Origin of the sequence: Rhodanobacter glycinis, from assembly GCF_006438785.1 — a bacterium.
In the GTDB taxonomy this organism is placed as follows: Bacteria; Pseudomonadota; Gammaproteobacteria; order Xanthomonadales; family Rhodanobacteraceae; genus Rhodanobacter; species Rhodanobacter glycinis_A.
Window position 1 is genome coordinate 176095 of the sequence record NZ_RCZB01000004.1, and the last position, 13035, is coordinate 189129.

Genomic DNA, 13035 nt, shown 5'->3' on the forward strand with positions numbered 1-13035 from the left:
TGCTCCAGATCGGATGCAATCACCAGGCGATGCGCTGGCCATCGCGGAAGAATCCGCCGGTGCTGGCGATCTGTTCCGGCAGGCAGGCGGCCCACACGATGCCGGCCGCGCCTTCGCTCACCGGGCGCCCGCCGGGACCGCCCATGTCGGTGGCGACCCAGCCGGGGCATACCGCGTTGACCACGATGCCGCTGCCGTCGAGTTCGCTGGCCAGCGCGCGGGTGTAGGTGTTCAGCGCCGACTTGGAGACGCGATAGGCCGGGCAGCTGGCGCTGTCGGTGGTGCTTGCGCCGCAGCCGCTGGAGACGTTGACGATGCGGCCGTAGCGGTGCCGTCGCATCAGCGGCAGCAGCGCGCTGCACAGCCGCCAGCTGCCGAACAGGTGCGTCTCCATCGCGTCGCGCACCGGCGCGATCGCGGTGCCGGACGGATTCGCGGCGGGGTCGTAGAAAGCGCCGGCATTGTTGACCAGCACGTCGAGCCGGCCGTAGGTGATCTCGATCCAGCGCGCCAGCGTGTCGACCTGATCCTGCTGCGTGACGTCGAGCTGCACCGCGATCACCTCGCCAAGTGCACCGGCGAGTTTGCGTGCCGCACGCAGGCCCTTGTCGAGATCACGCGCGCCAAGCAGCACGGTCATGCCGCGCTCGCTGAGCTGGCGCGCCACCTCGAAGCCGAGGCCGCGGTTGGCACCGCTGACCAGCGCCACGCGATAGACCGGCGTGATCGCCGGCGCAGTTGCCGCGGTCGGCACGCGTCGGGCCGGCCGGCTCATGGCGCGTTGCTGGGGTCAGCCTTGGCGATGGCGCTGCAATGCTCGTCGCCGCAGGCCTGCCAGCCACCACCGAGCGCCTTGTACAGCGCTACGGCACGCGTGTTGATCGCCGCCTCGGCCTGGGCCAGGTCGTCTTCGGCAGCGAGCTGGGTGCGTTCGGCATCGAGCAGTTCGAGGAAGCTGGTGGCGCCCTCCTGGTAACGCACGCGGGCCAGGTCGGCGGCGCGCTTGCTCTGCGTGCCCTGTTCGATCAGGTGATCGACGCGCACGCGCTGCTGGTTGAAGCCGGTGACCGCGTTGTCGATGTCCTCGATCGCCAGCAGCACGGACTGCTGGTAGTTCGCCTGCGCCGCATCGGCGCGTGCCTCACTGGCGTGCAGGTTGGCGCGCACGCGCTGCACGTTGAGGCCGGGCCAGCTGATGCTCGGCGCCAACGACCAGGCGCGGGTGGCCGGACTGCCGAAATCGTTGCTGCGTCCGGCCAGGAAACCGAGGAAGCCGCCCAGCGTGATGTGCGGGAAGAAATCCGCCTTGGCCACGCCGATGCGCGCGTTGGCGGCAGCGTATTCGCGTTCGGCCATCTGGACGTCCGGACGGCGAGCCAGCACATCGCCGGCGTCGCCGATCGGCAGGCTCGCCGCGATCGGCGTGAAGCTCTTCGGCGAGACGTCGATGTCGAGTTCGCCGGGCCGTTCGCCGAGCAGCACCGCGAGCCGGAATTCACTGGCACTGGCCTGGGTCTGCAGCAGCGGCAGTTGCGCCTGCACCGCACTCAGGCGGGCTTTCGCGCTGGCCACATCCTGCTCGGAACCGGAACCGAGTTGCTGGCGCACGTCGGTCAGGTGCACGGTCTGCTGCTGGCTGTCGATGTCGCGCCGGGCGATGTCCAGCCGCAGCTGGCTGCCGCGCAATTCGAAATAGTTGCGCGCGACTTCGGCCAGCAGGCTGACTTGCGCGTTGTGCAGCGCCGCCTCGCTGGCGCCGAGGTCGGCGCCGGATGCCTCGACCGAACGACGCACACCGCCGAACAGATCCAGCTCCCACGACGCATCGAAACCGGCCTGATAGGTGGTCACCGTCTGCCGCTGCGCGCCGAAGCCCGGCTGCTGGCCGCGGCTGCGCGTGTAGTTCACGTTGGTGTCGATCGTCGGCAGCTGATCGGACTTGGCGCCGCTGAGCAGCGCCCGCGATTCGTGCAGTCGCGCCACCGCGATGCGCAGGTCGAGGTTGTTGGCCGCCGCACGCTGGATCAACGCATCCAGCGTGGGGTCGTTGAACTGCTTCCACCACGCGGCCTGGAACTGCGTGTTGTTTTCCTGCGCCGCATCCAGCCCCTGCAATTGCGGCGCGGCAATCTTCGCGGCGTGGTAGTTCGGGCCCACGCTGGCACAGCCGGCGAGGATCAGGGCCGCGCTGAGCGCGGCGATCTTGAGCAAGGTTTTCATCAGTGGTTCTCCAGCGCCGGCAATCCATGCGCGGCGGCGCGTTCGGCCGCGCGCGCTTCGCGACGCTCGACCAGGGCGCGAATCAGTACGTAGAACAGCGGTGTGTAGATCAGCCCGAAGATGGTCACGCCGAGCATGCCGGAGAACACCGCCACGCCCATCGCATGGCGCATCTCGGCGCCCGCGCCGTGCGAGGTGACCAGCGGCACCACGCCCATGATGAAGGCGAACGAGGTCATCAGGATCGGCCGCAAGCGCAGCTTCGCCGCTTCCAGCACCGCCTCGTGCCGACTCATGCCTTCATGCTGGCGTTCGCGGGCGAACTCGACGATCAGGATCGCGTTCTTGCACGCCAGTCCGACCAGCACGATCAATCCGATCTGGGTGAAGATGTTGTTGTCGCCACCGCTCAGCCACACGCCGGCAATCGCGGACAGCAGCACCATCGGCACGATCAGGATCACCGCCAGCGGCAGCGACCAGCTCTCGTACAGCGACGACAGCACCAGGAACACCAGCAGCACGCACAGCGGGAACACCAGGATCGCGGTATTGCCGGCGAGGATCTGCTGGTAGGTCAGTTCGGTCCACTCGAAGCTGATGCCGTTCGGCAGGTTGTCCTTCGCCAGTTTTTCCATCGCTGCCTGGGCCTGGCCGGAACTGAAGCCGGGCGCCGGGCCGCCATTGATCTCGGCGGTCGGGTAGCCGTTGTAGTGCTGCACCCGATCCGGGCCGGCACCCTGCTTGACGGTGACGAACGAACCCAGCGGCACCATCTGGCCCTGCGCGTTGCGCGTCTTCAGCGCGAGGATGTCCTGCGGCGTATGGCGGAACGCCGGGTCGGCCGAGACGTTGACCTGGTAGGTGCGGCCGAAACGGTTGAAGTCGTTGACGTAGAGCGAGCCCATATAGGCCTGCATGGTCTGGTAAACATCAGCCAGATTCACGCCGACGACCTTGGCCTTCTCGCGATCCACATCGGCATCCACCTGCGGCACGCTGACCTGGAAGCTGGAGAACAGCCCGGCGAGTGCCGGATCCTTGCGGCTCGCCGCGATCAGGTTCTGGGTCTGCTTGTACAGCTCGTCGAAACCGCGGTCGCTGCGATCCTCCAGCTGCAGGCGGAAGCCGCCGATCGTGCCCAGGCCCATCACCGGCGGCGGCGGGAATACCGCGATGTACGCGTCCTGGATCGAGGCGAACTTCTGGTTCAGCGCGCCGGCGATCGCGCCGGCCGAAAGATCCGCGCTGCGGCGTTCCTCGAACGGCTTCAACGTGACGAACACGATGCCGGAGTTGGTCGAGTTGGTGAAGCCATTGATCGACAGGCCGGGAAACGCGACCGCATGCTCGACGCCCGGCTGCTTAAGCGCGATCGCGCCCATGCGCTGGATCACGTCTTCGGAACGATCGAGCGAGGCCGCGTCAGGCAGCTGCGCGAATGCCACTAGGTACTGCTTGTCCTGCCCCGGCACGAAACCGGTCGGCACGTGCGAGAAGCCGAACCAGGTCAGCGCGATCAGGCCGGCGTATACCACCAGTGCCAGCTTGCCTTTGCCGACGATGCGCTTCACGCCGCCCACGTAGCGCTCCGAACCGCGATGGAACAGGCGGTTGAACGGACGGAACAGCCAGCCGAACGCGCGATCGATGCCGCGGGTCAGGCGGTCCTTCGGCGCGTCATGCGGCTTCAACAGCACGGCGGCCAGCGCCGGGCTCAGGGTCAGCGAGTTGAACGCGGAGATCACCGTGGAGATCGCGATGGTCAGCGCGAACTGGCGATAGAACTGGCCGGTGAGGCCGCTGACGAACGCGGTCGGGATGAACACCGCGCACAGCACCAGCGCGGTGGCCACGATCGGGCCGGTGACTTCGTGCATCGCCTTGCGCGTGGCTTCTTTCGGCGACTGGCCAAGCTCGATGTGGCGCTCGACGTTTTCCACCACCACGATCGCGTCATCGACCACGATACCGATCGCCAGCACCAGTCCGAACAGCGACAGTGCGTTGAGCGAGAAGCCGGCCAGGTACATCACCGCGAACGTGCCGATCAGCGACACCGGCACCGCCACCAGCGGAATGATCGAGGCACGCCAGGTCTGCAGGAACAGGATCACCACCAGCACCACCAGCAGGATCGCTTCCAGCAGCGTGTGCGCCACCGCCTCGATCGAGCCGCGCACGAACACGGTCGGGTCGTACACGATCGAGTAGTCGACGCCCTGCGGGAACTCCTTCTTCAGCTGCGCCATGGTGGTGCGCACTTCGTCGGAGATCTGGATCGCGTTCGAGCCGGGCCGCGCGAAGATCGGCAGCGCCACCGCCGGCTTGTTGTCGAGCAGGCTGCGCAGCGCGTAGTTGTTCGAGCCCAGGTCGACCTTGGCGACGTCGCTCAGATGGGTGACGCCGCCGTTGGTGTCGGTGCGCACGATGATGTTGCGGAAGTCGTTCTCGCTGATCAGCCGGCCGCGGGTGTTGATGTTGAGCTGGAACGCCGAGTTGGTCGGGCCGGGCGGCGCGTTCAGCGCACCGGCGGCGACCTGCACGTTCTGCTCGCGGATCGCGTTGATCACGTCACCGGTGGTGAGCGAACGCTGCGCCAGTTTCTGCGGATCGAGCCACACGCGCATCGAGTATTCGCCGGCGCCGAAGATCTGCACGTCGCCGACGCCGTCGAGCCGGCCCAGCACATCCTTCACGTGCAGGCGCGCGTAGTTCGACAGGTACAGCATGTCGTAGCGCTGATCCGGCGAGGTGAGATGCACGACCATGGTGAGGTCGGGCGAGCTCTTCTGCGTGGTCACGCCGAGCCGCTGCACTTCCTCCGGCAGCTTGGGCAAGGCCTGCGCCACGCGGTTCTGTACGTCGACCTGGGCGGTATTCAGATCGGTGCCCAGCGCGAACGTCACCGTGAGAGTGAGCGCGCCATCGCTGGTCGCCTGCGAGGAGGTGTACAGCATGCCCTCGACGCCGTTGATCTGTTCTTCCAGCGGCGTGGCGACGGTTTCGCCGATCACCTTGGGGTTGGCGCCGGGATAGGCGGCGCGCACCACCACGGTCGGTGGCACCACTTCCGGGTATTCGCTGATCGGCAGCTTGAACACCGCGATCGAGCCGGTGATCACGAACAGCAGCGACAGCACGGCGGCCATGATCGGCCGGTTGACGAAAAATTGGGCGATGTTCTTCATGGGTCGGACTCAGTCCTGCGCGCGTTTGCCGGCGGCCGTGGTGGCCAGCGCGGTCTGCGCGTTGTTGTTCGAAATGGGCACGGCCGGGTCGGCATCGACCAGGGCCTTGTCGCTGGCATCGAGCCGGTATTGCATGGCCACCTTTTGCGGGTTGACCTCGGCACCGGGACGCACGCGCTGCAGGCCGTTGACGATCACCACGTCGTTGGCGTCCAGGCCACTGTCGATGATCCGCAGCCCATGGAACAGCGCGCCGGTGCTGACCTTGCGGTATTCCACCTTGTGCGCCTTGTCGACCACATAGACGAACTGGTTGCCGAGGTCGGTGCCGATCGCGCGGTCGTCCACCAGCAGGCGCGGTCGTGCCTGGCCACTCTGCAACTGCACGCGGGCATACAGGCCGGGCGTGTACAGCCCATCGGCGTTGTCGAACACCGCGCGCAGGCGCATCGTGCCGGAGCCGGTGTGCAGCTGGTTGTCGACGAAGTCCAGACGACCCTCATGCGGATGGCCCGATTCGTCGGCCAGCCCCATTGCGGCCTCGATCCGGGCACTGCGTCCGGCCTTGGCCGCAGCGCTGCGCAGATGATCGAGCTTGAGCCAGGTCTGCTCGTCCACGTCGAAGTAGACGTAGACCGGGTTGACCGAGACCACGCTGGTCAGCACGTCGCTGCTGGTGACCAGGTTGCCGGGCGTGACGCGGGCATTGCTGACGCGGCCCTCGATCGGCGAGCGCACCTGGGTGAAATCCAGATTCAATCGTGCGGCGGCCAGCGCGGCCGTGCTGGCGGCGAGCTGGGCGCGTGCGCTTTGTGCCGTGGTGCTCTGGCGGTCGGCTTCCTGCTGCGCGATCGCATGCTGGGCCAGCAGCATCGCGGCGCGGCGCTGATTGGTTTCGGCCAGGCTCAGCTCAGCCTTGGCCTGCGCCTGATTGGCGCTGAGCCGGTCGACTTCGGCCTGGTACGGACGGGCGTCGAGCTGGAACAGCACGTTGCCCTTGTGTACGAGCGCGCCTTCCTGGAAATGCACCGATTCGACGAAGCCGCCGACTCGCGGCTGCACCTGCACCGTGTTGACCGCTTCCAGCCGACCGGTGAATTCGGCGCTGTCGCTGACCTTGCGGGTCAGCGCCTGCGCCACGGTAACCTCGGGCGGCGCACCGGCCGGGGTCTGCGCCTGGCTGTTGTTACCGTGCAGCAGGACCCAACTGCCCAGCACACCGGCGGCAATCAAAGGGGCCAGCATCCATTGTTTTTTCATGTCGCGCTCCCAGAACCTTGGTAGCCGGACGCAGGTCGTCCGGCGAAGGGTCGAGAGAATAGGTGTACTTCGCGGTATAGAAAATCCGTTTCTTGCGCATTACACTCATGACTCGCAATCACGAATCGGTCGGGAATCCAGGCTATGGAAGACTTTTCAGCAATTTCGACCTTCGTCCGGGTGGTCGAGGCCAAGAGTTTCGCCGCCGCAGCCACGCAGTTGGGGATGACCCCATCCGGCGTCAGCCGCGCGGTGGCTCGGCTGGAAACCCAGCTCGGCGCACGGCTGCTGTTTCGTTCGACGCGATCATTGCGTTTGACCGACGATGGAGCCTCGTTTCATGCACGTTGCAAGGAGATCCTTGCGGACTTGGCCGAGGCAACCGAGGCCATGGGGCATGCGCGCAGCCGTCCGGTCGGCAAGTTGCGGGTGGCGGCCCACTCGGCGATCGGCCGCGCCGCGCTGATTCCGAATCTGGCCGAGTTCGAACAGCGCTATCCGGACATCCGGCTCGAACTGGCGATGTGCGACTACCACTTCGACCTCAATGAAGAGGGCTACGACTGCGCCATCCGCATGGGCGAGCTGGCCGATTCCAACCTGATCGCGCGCAAGCTCGGCTACTTCAACAACGTGCTGTGCGCCTCGCCGGAATACCTGCGCAAGCACGGGGCGCCGCGCAGCATCGAGGACCTGAAGCAGCACCGCGCGATCAACTACGTCTACCCGAACACGGGCAAGCCGTACCAGTGGCAGTTCGACACGCCGAGCGGACGCGTCGCGCTGGATATCGACGCGCACATGTTGATCAACGACGGTGAATCGGTGATCCAGGCGGCGGTGGCCGGGCTGGGCATCATCCAGATCGCGCACTGCCTGGCCGCCAGCGCGCTGGCCAAGGGCCAGCTGGAGATCGTGATGACCGATACGATTTCCACCGGCTCGCCGGTGTGGATCGTCTACCCGCAGAAGCGCCATCTGTCGGCGCGCGTGCAGGCATTCATCGAGTGGGTCAACGAGCTGTTCCAGCGCACCAGCGAACCGCAGTGCCGGATCACGGCGCGGATCAAGGCCGAGAAGGCCGAGCGTGGCGAGCGGCTGGCTGCAATCGCCTGAGCCATTGCCTGCCGATTGCCTCGCACGGCGGGCTCTACAAGGTCATCCGGAGGTGCGCTGCGCCCAGCTGTGCTGCGCCTTCAGAATTCTTCATCCGTTTTTCAGGCGCTTCATTTGGTCCTGGGTTCCGATGGTTCTCCCATTGATGTCACGGAGAACGACGCATGCCTTCCCTTCTTCCACGTAGTTTGCTGTTCGGTCTGCTGGCAGGCTTTGTACTGCCGCTAGCCGCCACGGCTTATCAACCGCCCGTGCATCGCGACGACGGCTGGGCGGTGGCTGATGCCCATGCCATGCACTGGGACCTGTCCCGGTTTGCCGCGCTGGAGGGCAAGCTTGCCGATGGCGGCTACAAAGGCATCACCAGCGTCGTCGTGGTGCAGAACGGAAAGCTGGTGTACGAAAACTATTTCAACGGTGGCGGGCTCGATCGGCTCAACGACATCCGTTCGGCCAGCAAGAGCGTCACCGCGCTGCTGGTCGGTGCGGCGATCGATCGTGGATTGATTTCGAACGTGCAGGCGCGAGTCTACGACTTTTTCCCGGACAAGCAGCCGGTGCAGCATCCCGACAAACGCAAGCGGGCGATCACGCTGGAGGACCTGCTGACAATGAGCTCGCTGTGGGAGTGCAACGACGAAAACGAATTCTCCAGCGGCAACGAAGAGCGCATGTACGTCAGCGAGGATTGGCTGCAATTCGCGCTGGATCTGCCGATCAAGGGTTTTGCACCGTGGATGGACAAGCCGAAGGACAGCCCCTATGGGCGGGCATTCTCCTACTGCACCGCGGGCGCCTTTGTCGCCGGAGCGGTAGTGGAGCAGGCCACGCGCAAGCCACTGGCAGATTTCGCTGCTGAGACGCTGGAGCACCCACTGGGTATTACCCAGGTGCACTGGAACAGCTCGCCGCTCGGCATCGGCATGGGTGGCGGCGGAACCCGCTACCGCAGCCGCGATCTGGCCAAGCTCGGTGAGCTGGCGCTGGACGGCGGCCGCTGGCAGGGGAAGCAGGTCATTTCGAAAACGTGGATCCAGGCCATGCTGACGCAGCATGCACAAGCCCGTGACGATGCCGACTACGGCTATTTCTGGTGGCGTTTCCGCTTCCCGCTCAAGGGCGTCGAGCAGCCGGTGTGGGCGATGTCGGGCAATGGCGGCAACTACGTTTTCATGATGCCGGCGCAGGGGTTGGTGGCGGTGATCACCAGCACCGCCTACAACCAGCGTTACGCGCATCCGCAGTCACAAGAGATCTTCCGCGACTACATCCTCAAGGCGCTGCCTTGAGGCAAGTCGGCAGGATGCGGTTCAGAAAGTCGAGCCACGCAGTTCGGCTGGCCGCCAGTCGGCGGCCAGCACCTGTTGGCGCTGTTCGGCGACTCGGCGGCTGATCGTGTCGATCGCCGACGCGTAGGCAGGCTCACTGGCAAGTGGCTGCAACAGCGGCGTGGTCTGCAGATAGGCGCGGTCGCTATAGCCGGCTTTCACAGCATCGGTGATCGTCGCCAGTGCGGCCTGCCGGTCATGGCGGGCGAGCTGCAGCATCGCCAGTTCAAGACGATCCGCCGGATAGCCAGCGCCCGCGTTCAGCTGCACCCGTATGGCCTCGATGCGCCGATCAAGCCACTGCGATGTTGGTGGCGTGTTGTTGTAGAGGCCAGCCAGTGTCGTGGGCAAACTCATCTGCGGGCGTAACTGCACGGCCTTGCGGAAATTTTCGCTTGCGGCGTTGCGATCACCGCGCAGCAGTGCCAGTTGACCGGCGAGAAGGTACAGATCCACATGCGGCGTATACCGCGTCAATGCCTGATCCAGTGCGACTTGCGCCTCGGCGTAACGACCTTGCAGAAACAAGTGCTGCGGCCACGCGATATTGGAAAACACGTTATCGGGATTGAGCTGAAAGCTGCGTCGAAAGCGCTGCTCGGCAGCTTCGCTGAAACCGAGCAGGTCCAGTTCGCGGGCAATCTGCACCTCGCGGAAATGGAGCTTTTCAGGATTGCCGCGGATGTCGAGATTGGCGTGCAGCGCATCGCTCAATCGCCCTTGCTCCTGAGACAGATAGGCGGCCGAGGTGCGACTGCGATCGTCGTCGGGGTCAAGTGAATAGGCGCGTTGGTAAGCATCGAGCGCAGCCTGCAACTCACCACGGCAGTCGTGCGCATAGGCTAGCGCCGACCATGCCGGTGCGCTGCCCGGCGCGGCTTGCAACACCGACTCGGCCAGTTTCTGCGCGGTCATCGTATCTTCGTAGGGAAAGTTGTACAGGCAGACACGGGCACTGTGGGCACGGCTGAGGCCGATCTGTGCGGCCTGGTTATGCGGTGCTGACGCGAGTACCTGCCGATACAGCCCGATCGCCCGTTCGTTGTTGTCGCGCTGGCCGATGCTGGCGTAGTAGGCGGCACGTTGCAGCAATTCCTGACTCGCCGATGGTGCCGCCACGACCGGCATCACGGGCTTGTGCAGCCACCATGCGCCGCAGATGCCGAGCAGAAGCAGCAGTGCTGCCAGCGCCGTAGGCAGATAACGGCGTCGCCATCGCCATGCGTCGGGTGCGACCTGTGGCGCATCACCCGGCGACGACTCATCCAGAAGTTGCGGTGGCTCACATAGCTGATAGCCGCGTCCACGCACCGAACGGATATAACGCGGCCGACGCCCGTCATCACCCAGCACCTGGCGCAACAGCTTGACGCGCTGGGTGACGGTTTCCTCGTTGACCACAGCCGGCGCCCACACCTGCGCGATCAACTGGTCAAAGTCCACCACGGCATGGCCGTGGCGCAACAGGCAGGCGAGCAGCCGGAAGCTCAGTCCCTGCACGTCCAGCAAGGCGGCATCACGGCTCACCTGCTGGCGCGCAAGGTCGATCTGCAGATCGAGCAGTCGATAGCGTGACGGCTGATTCATATGCAGAACGTTGCTGGCGTGGTCGGGGGCAACCATCCTTTCATGGATTGCCTCCGAGCGCTCAGGCGCCTGCCGGAATCAGCAGCAGCAGCGCGATGCCGAGCACGATGCGGTAGATCGCGAACGGCGTGAAGCGGTGCGTACGGATATAGCCGAGCAACCACTTCACCGCGACGAACGCCATCACCGCCGAGACCACGAAGCCCACCACCAAGGCGGTCCAGTCTTCGTGCGCGGCGCCGCCGCCCTTCACCACCTTCAGCAACTCATAGCCGGTCGCCGCGTACATGGTCGGGATGCCGACCAGGAAGGCGAACTCGGTGGCCGCGGCGCGATTGCTGGTGCCGGCCAGCATGGCCGCAAAGATCGTCGCGGCCGAGCGCGAAGTGCCCGGGAACAGACCGGCGATCATCTGCGCGATGCCGACCAGGATCGCCACCTTCCAGGTCACCTCGTTGCGATCGGGCTGGCGCGCGGCCAGCTGTTCGGCAGCAATCATCCACAAGCCGCCGATCACCAGAGCCCAGGCAATCGGCGTCACCGTTTCGGGCAGCCTGAAGCCCATCTTCACTGCGACGAAACCGAGCACCGCGGTGATCGCGAACGCCACCATAAGCTTCAGCAGGTAGTCGCGGTTGGCCGGCTCGCGCCACTGCGTGAACAGCTGCCAGATGCGCTTCCAGTAGATCAGCGTCACCGCCAGGATGGCGCCCGCCTGAATGCCGATGTTGAACAGATCCGAACGATGACCCAGGCCCAGCTTCTCGGCGATCAACAGGTGGCCGGTGCTGGAGATCGGCAGAAATTCAGTGATGCCTTCGATGATGCCGAGCAGGATGACATGGAGCAGATCGATCACAGGGGATGCGCCTTCGATGGAGCGGCGCAGCGGCCGCGGACAAGGGCGCCTAGCTTACGTGGTTGGCATGCGCGCGGAGCACCGGGCGATCACCGCAAAGGCACTTCCGATCACGGGATCGATCGACGGTGCGTTGCGGAAAATTTGCCCGCGGCCAGATGTTCGCCGATTCATGTGGCGCCATCGCGCTCCCCGGTCCGCATGGTTGCGATCGATGGCTGCAGCCATTCTCGATGCGGCGCCCCTTATAACGACTTGCAATAACGAGGCGCACGTCATTCTATTGCAATGCAGCAATGCTTGAGGCAGGATCAAGTCGCAGGAAGAGTTTGGAACGCGGAAAGCGGCAGCGTCATCGACGCGCCCGCCGCGCCCTCCAGGCAAGGTGATCGGGGGATCGCAGAACCGTGGCTTGTGCGCCTGAGCGCCATGTACCCGTCTTGCATCATTCCCGCAAACCATCCTGCCGCAGGCGCCGGCAAGGGTGCCCGAATGCCACGCTGCCGGTCGCTATCGCGATCGGCCTGCTCCCAGCTATAGCGCGTATCTCCCCTGGCCGTCGATTTGCCCGGGACGGGCGGTGCTGCGCCCGGAATTCGATCGTCGAGTTGCGTCGCCCGGCAGATCGCTTCGGCGATCGTGAGCGCGAACAAATCTTGCGGACGTCCATACGTCCATTCGGATTTGCGTCCATACCCAGCGGAGGAGCAGTCGATGAAGCGATGTATGCAGTGGATCCTTGCGAGCGCGGTATTGTCGGCGCCTACGATGCAGGCATCGGCGCAGGATGCCCCGGCCAGCCAGGTGACGGGCGGTGTGGCGGTGGTCAACGACTACCTGTTCCGCGGGCTCTCGCAGACCAACCGCAAGCCGGCGGTGCAGCCCGGCATCGAATACGACCACGCCAGCGGCTGGTACATCGGTGCCTGGGGCAGCAACGTCAGCTGGCTGTCCGATGCCTCGACCAGTGCCGCGCCGATATCGAGCAGCGTGGAGCTCGATTTCTATACCGGCTTCCGCGGCAGTCTGGGTGCCGACTGGAGCTATGACGTCGGGCTCTACGAGTACTTCTACCCCGGCACGTATCCGGCGGGATTCACCCGGCCCCATACCACCGAGGCCTACGCGTCGCTTGGCTGGAAAGGCATCACGCTGAAGTACTCGCACGCGTTCACCAACCTGTTCGGCTTCGCCGACAGCAAGCACAGCGCCTACGTCGATCTTTCCTGGAACAGGGAGTTCAGCCCCGGCTGGACCTTCAACTCGCACGTGGGCCACCAGGACGTGGCGAATACACCGGGCTACTCCTACAGCGACTGGAAGGTCGGCGTGACCCGGGCCTTCGCCAAGGGCTATTCGGTCGCACTGGGCTATTACGACACCAACGCGGCGCGCAGCGGTTACACCAACGCCTACGGGCATTACCTCGGCCGCGCCACCGGCATCCTCACTCTCAGCAAATCGTTCTGAACAT

Annotated in this window: 9 protein-coding genes; 3 read left to right on the forward strand and 6 right to left on the reverse strand. The window is 65.2% G+C overall.

All coding sequences use genetic code 11. The features are described 5' to 3' along the window. Positions 1–19: 19 nt before the first annotated feature. The 4 genes from EAH75_RS14795 to EAH75_RS14810 are packed head-to-tail and all read right to left on the reverse strand — an operon-like array spanning position 20 to position 6671. A complete protein-coding gene (locus EAH75_RS14795; RefSeq protein WP_140651693.1) occupies positions 20–775 on the reverse strand; it encodes an SDR family oxidoreductase in 756 nt (251 codons plus the stop codon). Next, positions 772–2220, reverse strand: coding sequence for an efflux transporter outer membrane subunit (locus EAH75_RS14800; RefSeq protein ID WP_140651696.1), 1449 nt, complete (start codon positions 2218–2220; stop codon positions 772–774). Before EAH75_RS14800 ends, EAH75_RS14795 begins: the two co-directional genes overlap by 4 nt. Continuing rightward, a complete protein-coding gene (locus tag EAH75_RS14805) occupies positions 2220–5411 on the reverse strand; it encodes an efflux RND transporter permease subunit (RefSeq protein ID WP_140651699.1) in 3192 nt (1063 codons plus the stop codon). The genes EAH75_RS14800 and EAH75_RS14805 overlap by 1 nt, the downstream gene beginning before the upstream one ends. A gap of 9 nt (positions 5412–5420) precedes the next feature. Then, the gene (locus EAH75_RS14810; RefSeq protein WP_240046208.1) at positions 5421–6671 is read right to left on the reverse strand and encodes an efflux RND transporter periplasmic adaptor subunit; all 1251 of its coding nucleotides are present in this window, start codon (positions 6669–6671) and stop codon (positions 5421–5423) included. A 144-nt stretch (positions 6672–6815) separates the two neighbouring features. Here EAH75_RS14810 and EAH75_RS14815 point away from each other — a divergent pair, with 144 nt between their 5' ends. Together EAH75_RS14815 and EAH75_RS14820 are read left to right on the forward strand one after the other, a co-directional pair. After that, complete coding sequence (locus EAH75_RS14815; protein WP_140651701.1) at positions 6816–7787, forward strand: LysR family transcriptional regulator; 972 nt, start codon at positions 6816–6818, stop codon at positions 7785–7787. Positions 7788–7951: 164 nt separating this feature from the next. Beyond that, positions 7952–9076, forward strand: a complete 1125-nt coding sequence (locus EAH75_RS14820; protein WP_140651703.1) for a serine hydrolase domain-containing protein — start codon at positions 7952–7954, stop codon at positions 9074–9076. A 21-nt stretch (positions 9077–9097) separates the two neighbouring features. Here EAH75_RS14820 and EAH75_RS14825 read toward each other — a convergent pair whose 3' ends face one another. Next, entirely contained in the window at positions 9098–10702 is a 1605-nt protein-coding gene (locus EAH75_RS14825) for a winged helix-turn-helix transcriptional regulator (protein ID WP_140805976.1), read from the reverse strand. Between the two features lie 61 nt (positions 10703–10763). Then, positions 10764–11561 carry an undecaprenyl-diphosphate phosphatase gene (locus EAH75_RS14830; protein ID WP_140651707.1) on the reverse strand — a complete coding sequence of 266 codons (798 nt, stop codon included), beginning with the start codon at positions 11559–11561 and terminating at the stop codon, positions 10764–10766. Positions 11562–12275: 714 nt separating this feature from the next. On the opposite strand from EAH75_RS14830, the gene EAH75_RS14835 reads away from it, so the two are divergent. Then, on the forward strand, positions 12276–13031 hold the full coding sequence (locus EAH75_RS14835; RefSeq protein ID WP_140651710.1) for a TorF family putative porin: 756 nt from the start codon (positions 12276–12278) through the stop codon (positions 13029–13031). Positions 13032–13035 lie beyond the last annotated feature (4 nt).

Excerpts from the sequence above, each read along its gene's own strand:
- EAH75_RS14795 (WP_140651693.1), bottom strand. The coding sequence starts at position 775 with ATGAGCCGGCCGGCCCGACGCGTGCCGACCGCGGCAACTGCGCCGGCG.
- EAH75_RS14800 (WP_140651696.1), bottom strand. The coding sequence starts at position 2,220 with ATGAAAACCTTGCTCAAGATCGCCGCGCTCAGCGCGGCCCTGATCCTC.
- EAH75_RS14805 (WP_140651699.1), bottom strand. The coding sequence starts at position 5,411 with ATGAAGAACATCGCCCAATTTTTCGTCAACCGGCCGATCATGGCCGCC.
- EAH75_RS14810 (WP_240046208.1), bottom strand. The coding sequence starts at position 6,671 with ATGAAAAAACAATGGATGCTGGCCCCTTTGATTGCCGCCGGTGTGCTG.
- EAH75_RS14815 (WP_140651701.1), top strand. The coding sequence starts at position 6,816 with ATGGAAGACTTTTCAGCAATTTCGACCTTCGTCCGGGTGGTCGAGGCC.
- EAH75_RS14820 (WP_140651703.1), top strand. The coding sequence starts at position 7,952 with ATGCCTTCCCTTCTTCCACGTAGTTTGCTGTTCGGTCTGCTGGCAGGC.
- EAH75_RS14825 (WP_140805976.1), bottom strand. The coding sequence starts at position 10,702 with ATGAATCAGCCGTCACGCTATCGACTGCTCGATCTGCAGATCGACCTT.
- EAH75_RS14835 (WP_140651710.1), top strand. The coding sequence starts at position 12,276 with ATGAAGCGATGTATGCAGTGGATCCTTGCGAGCGCGGTATTGTCGGCG.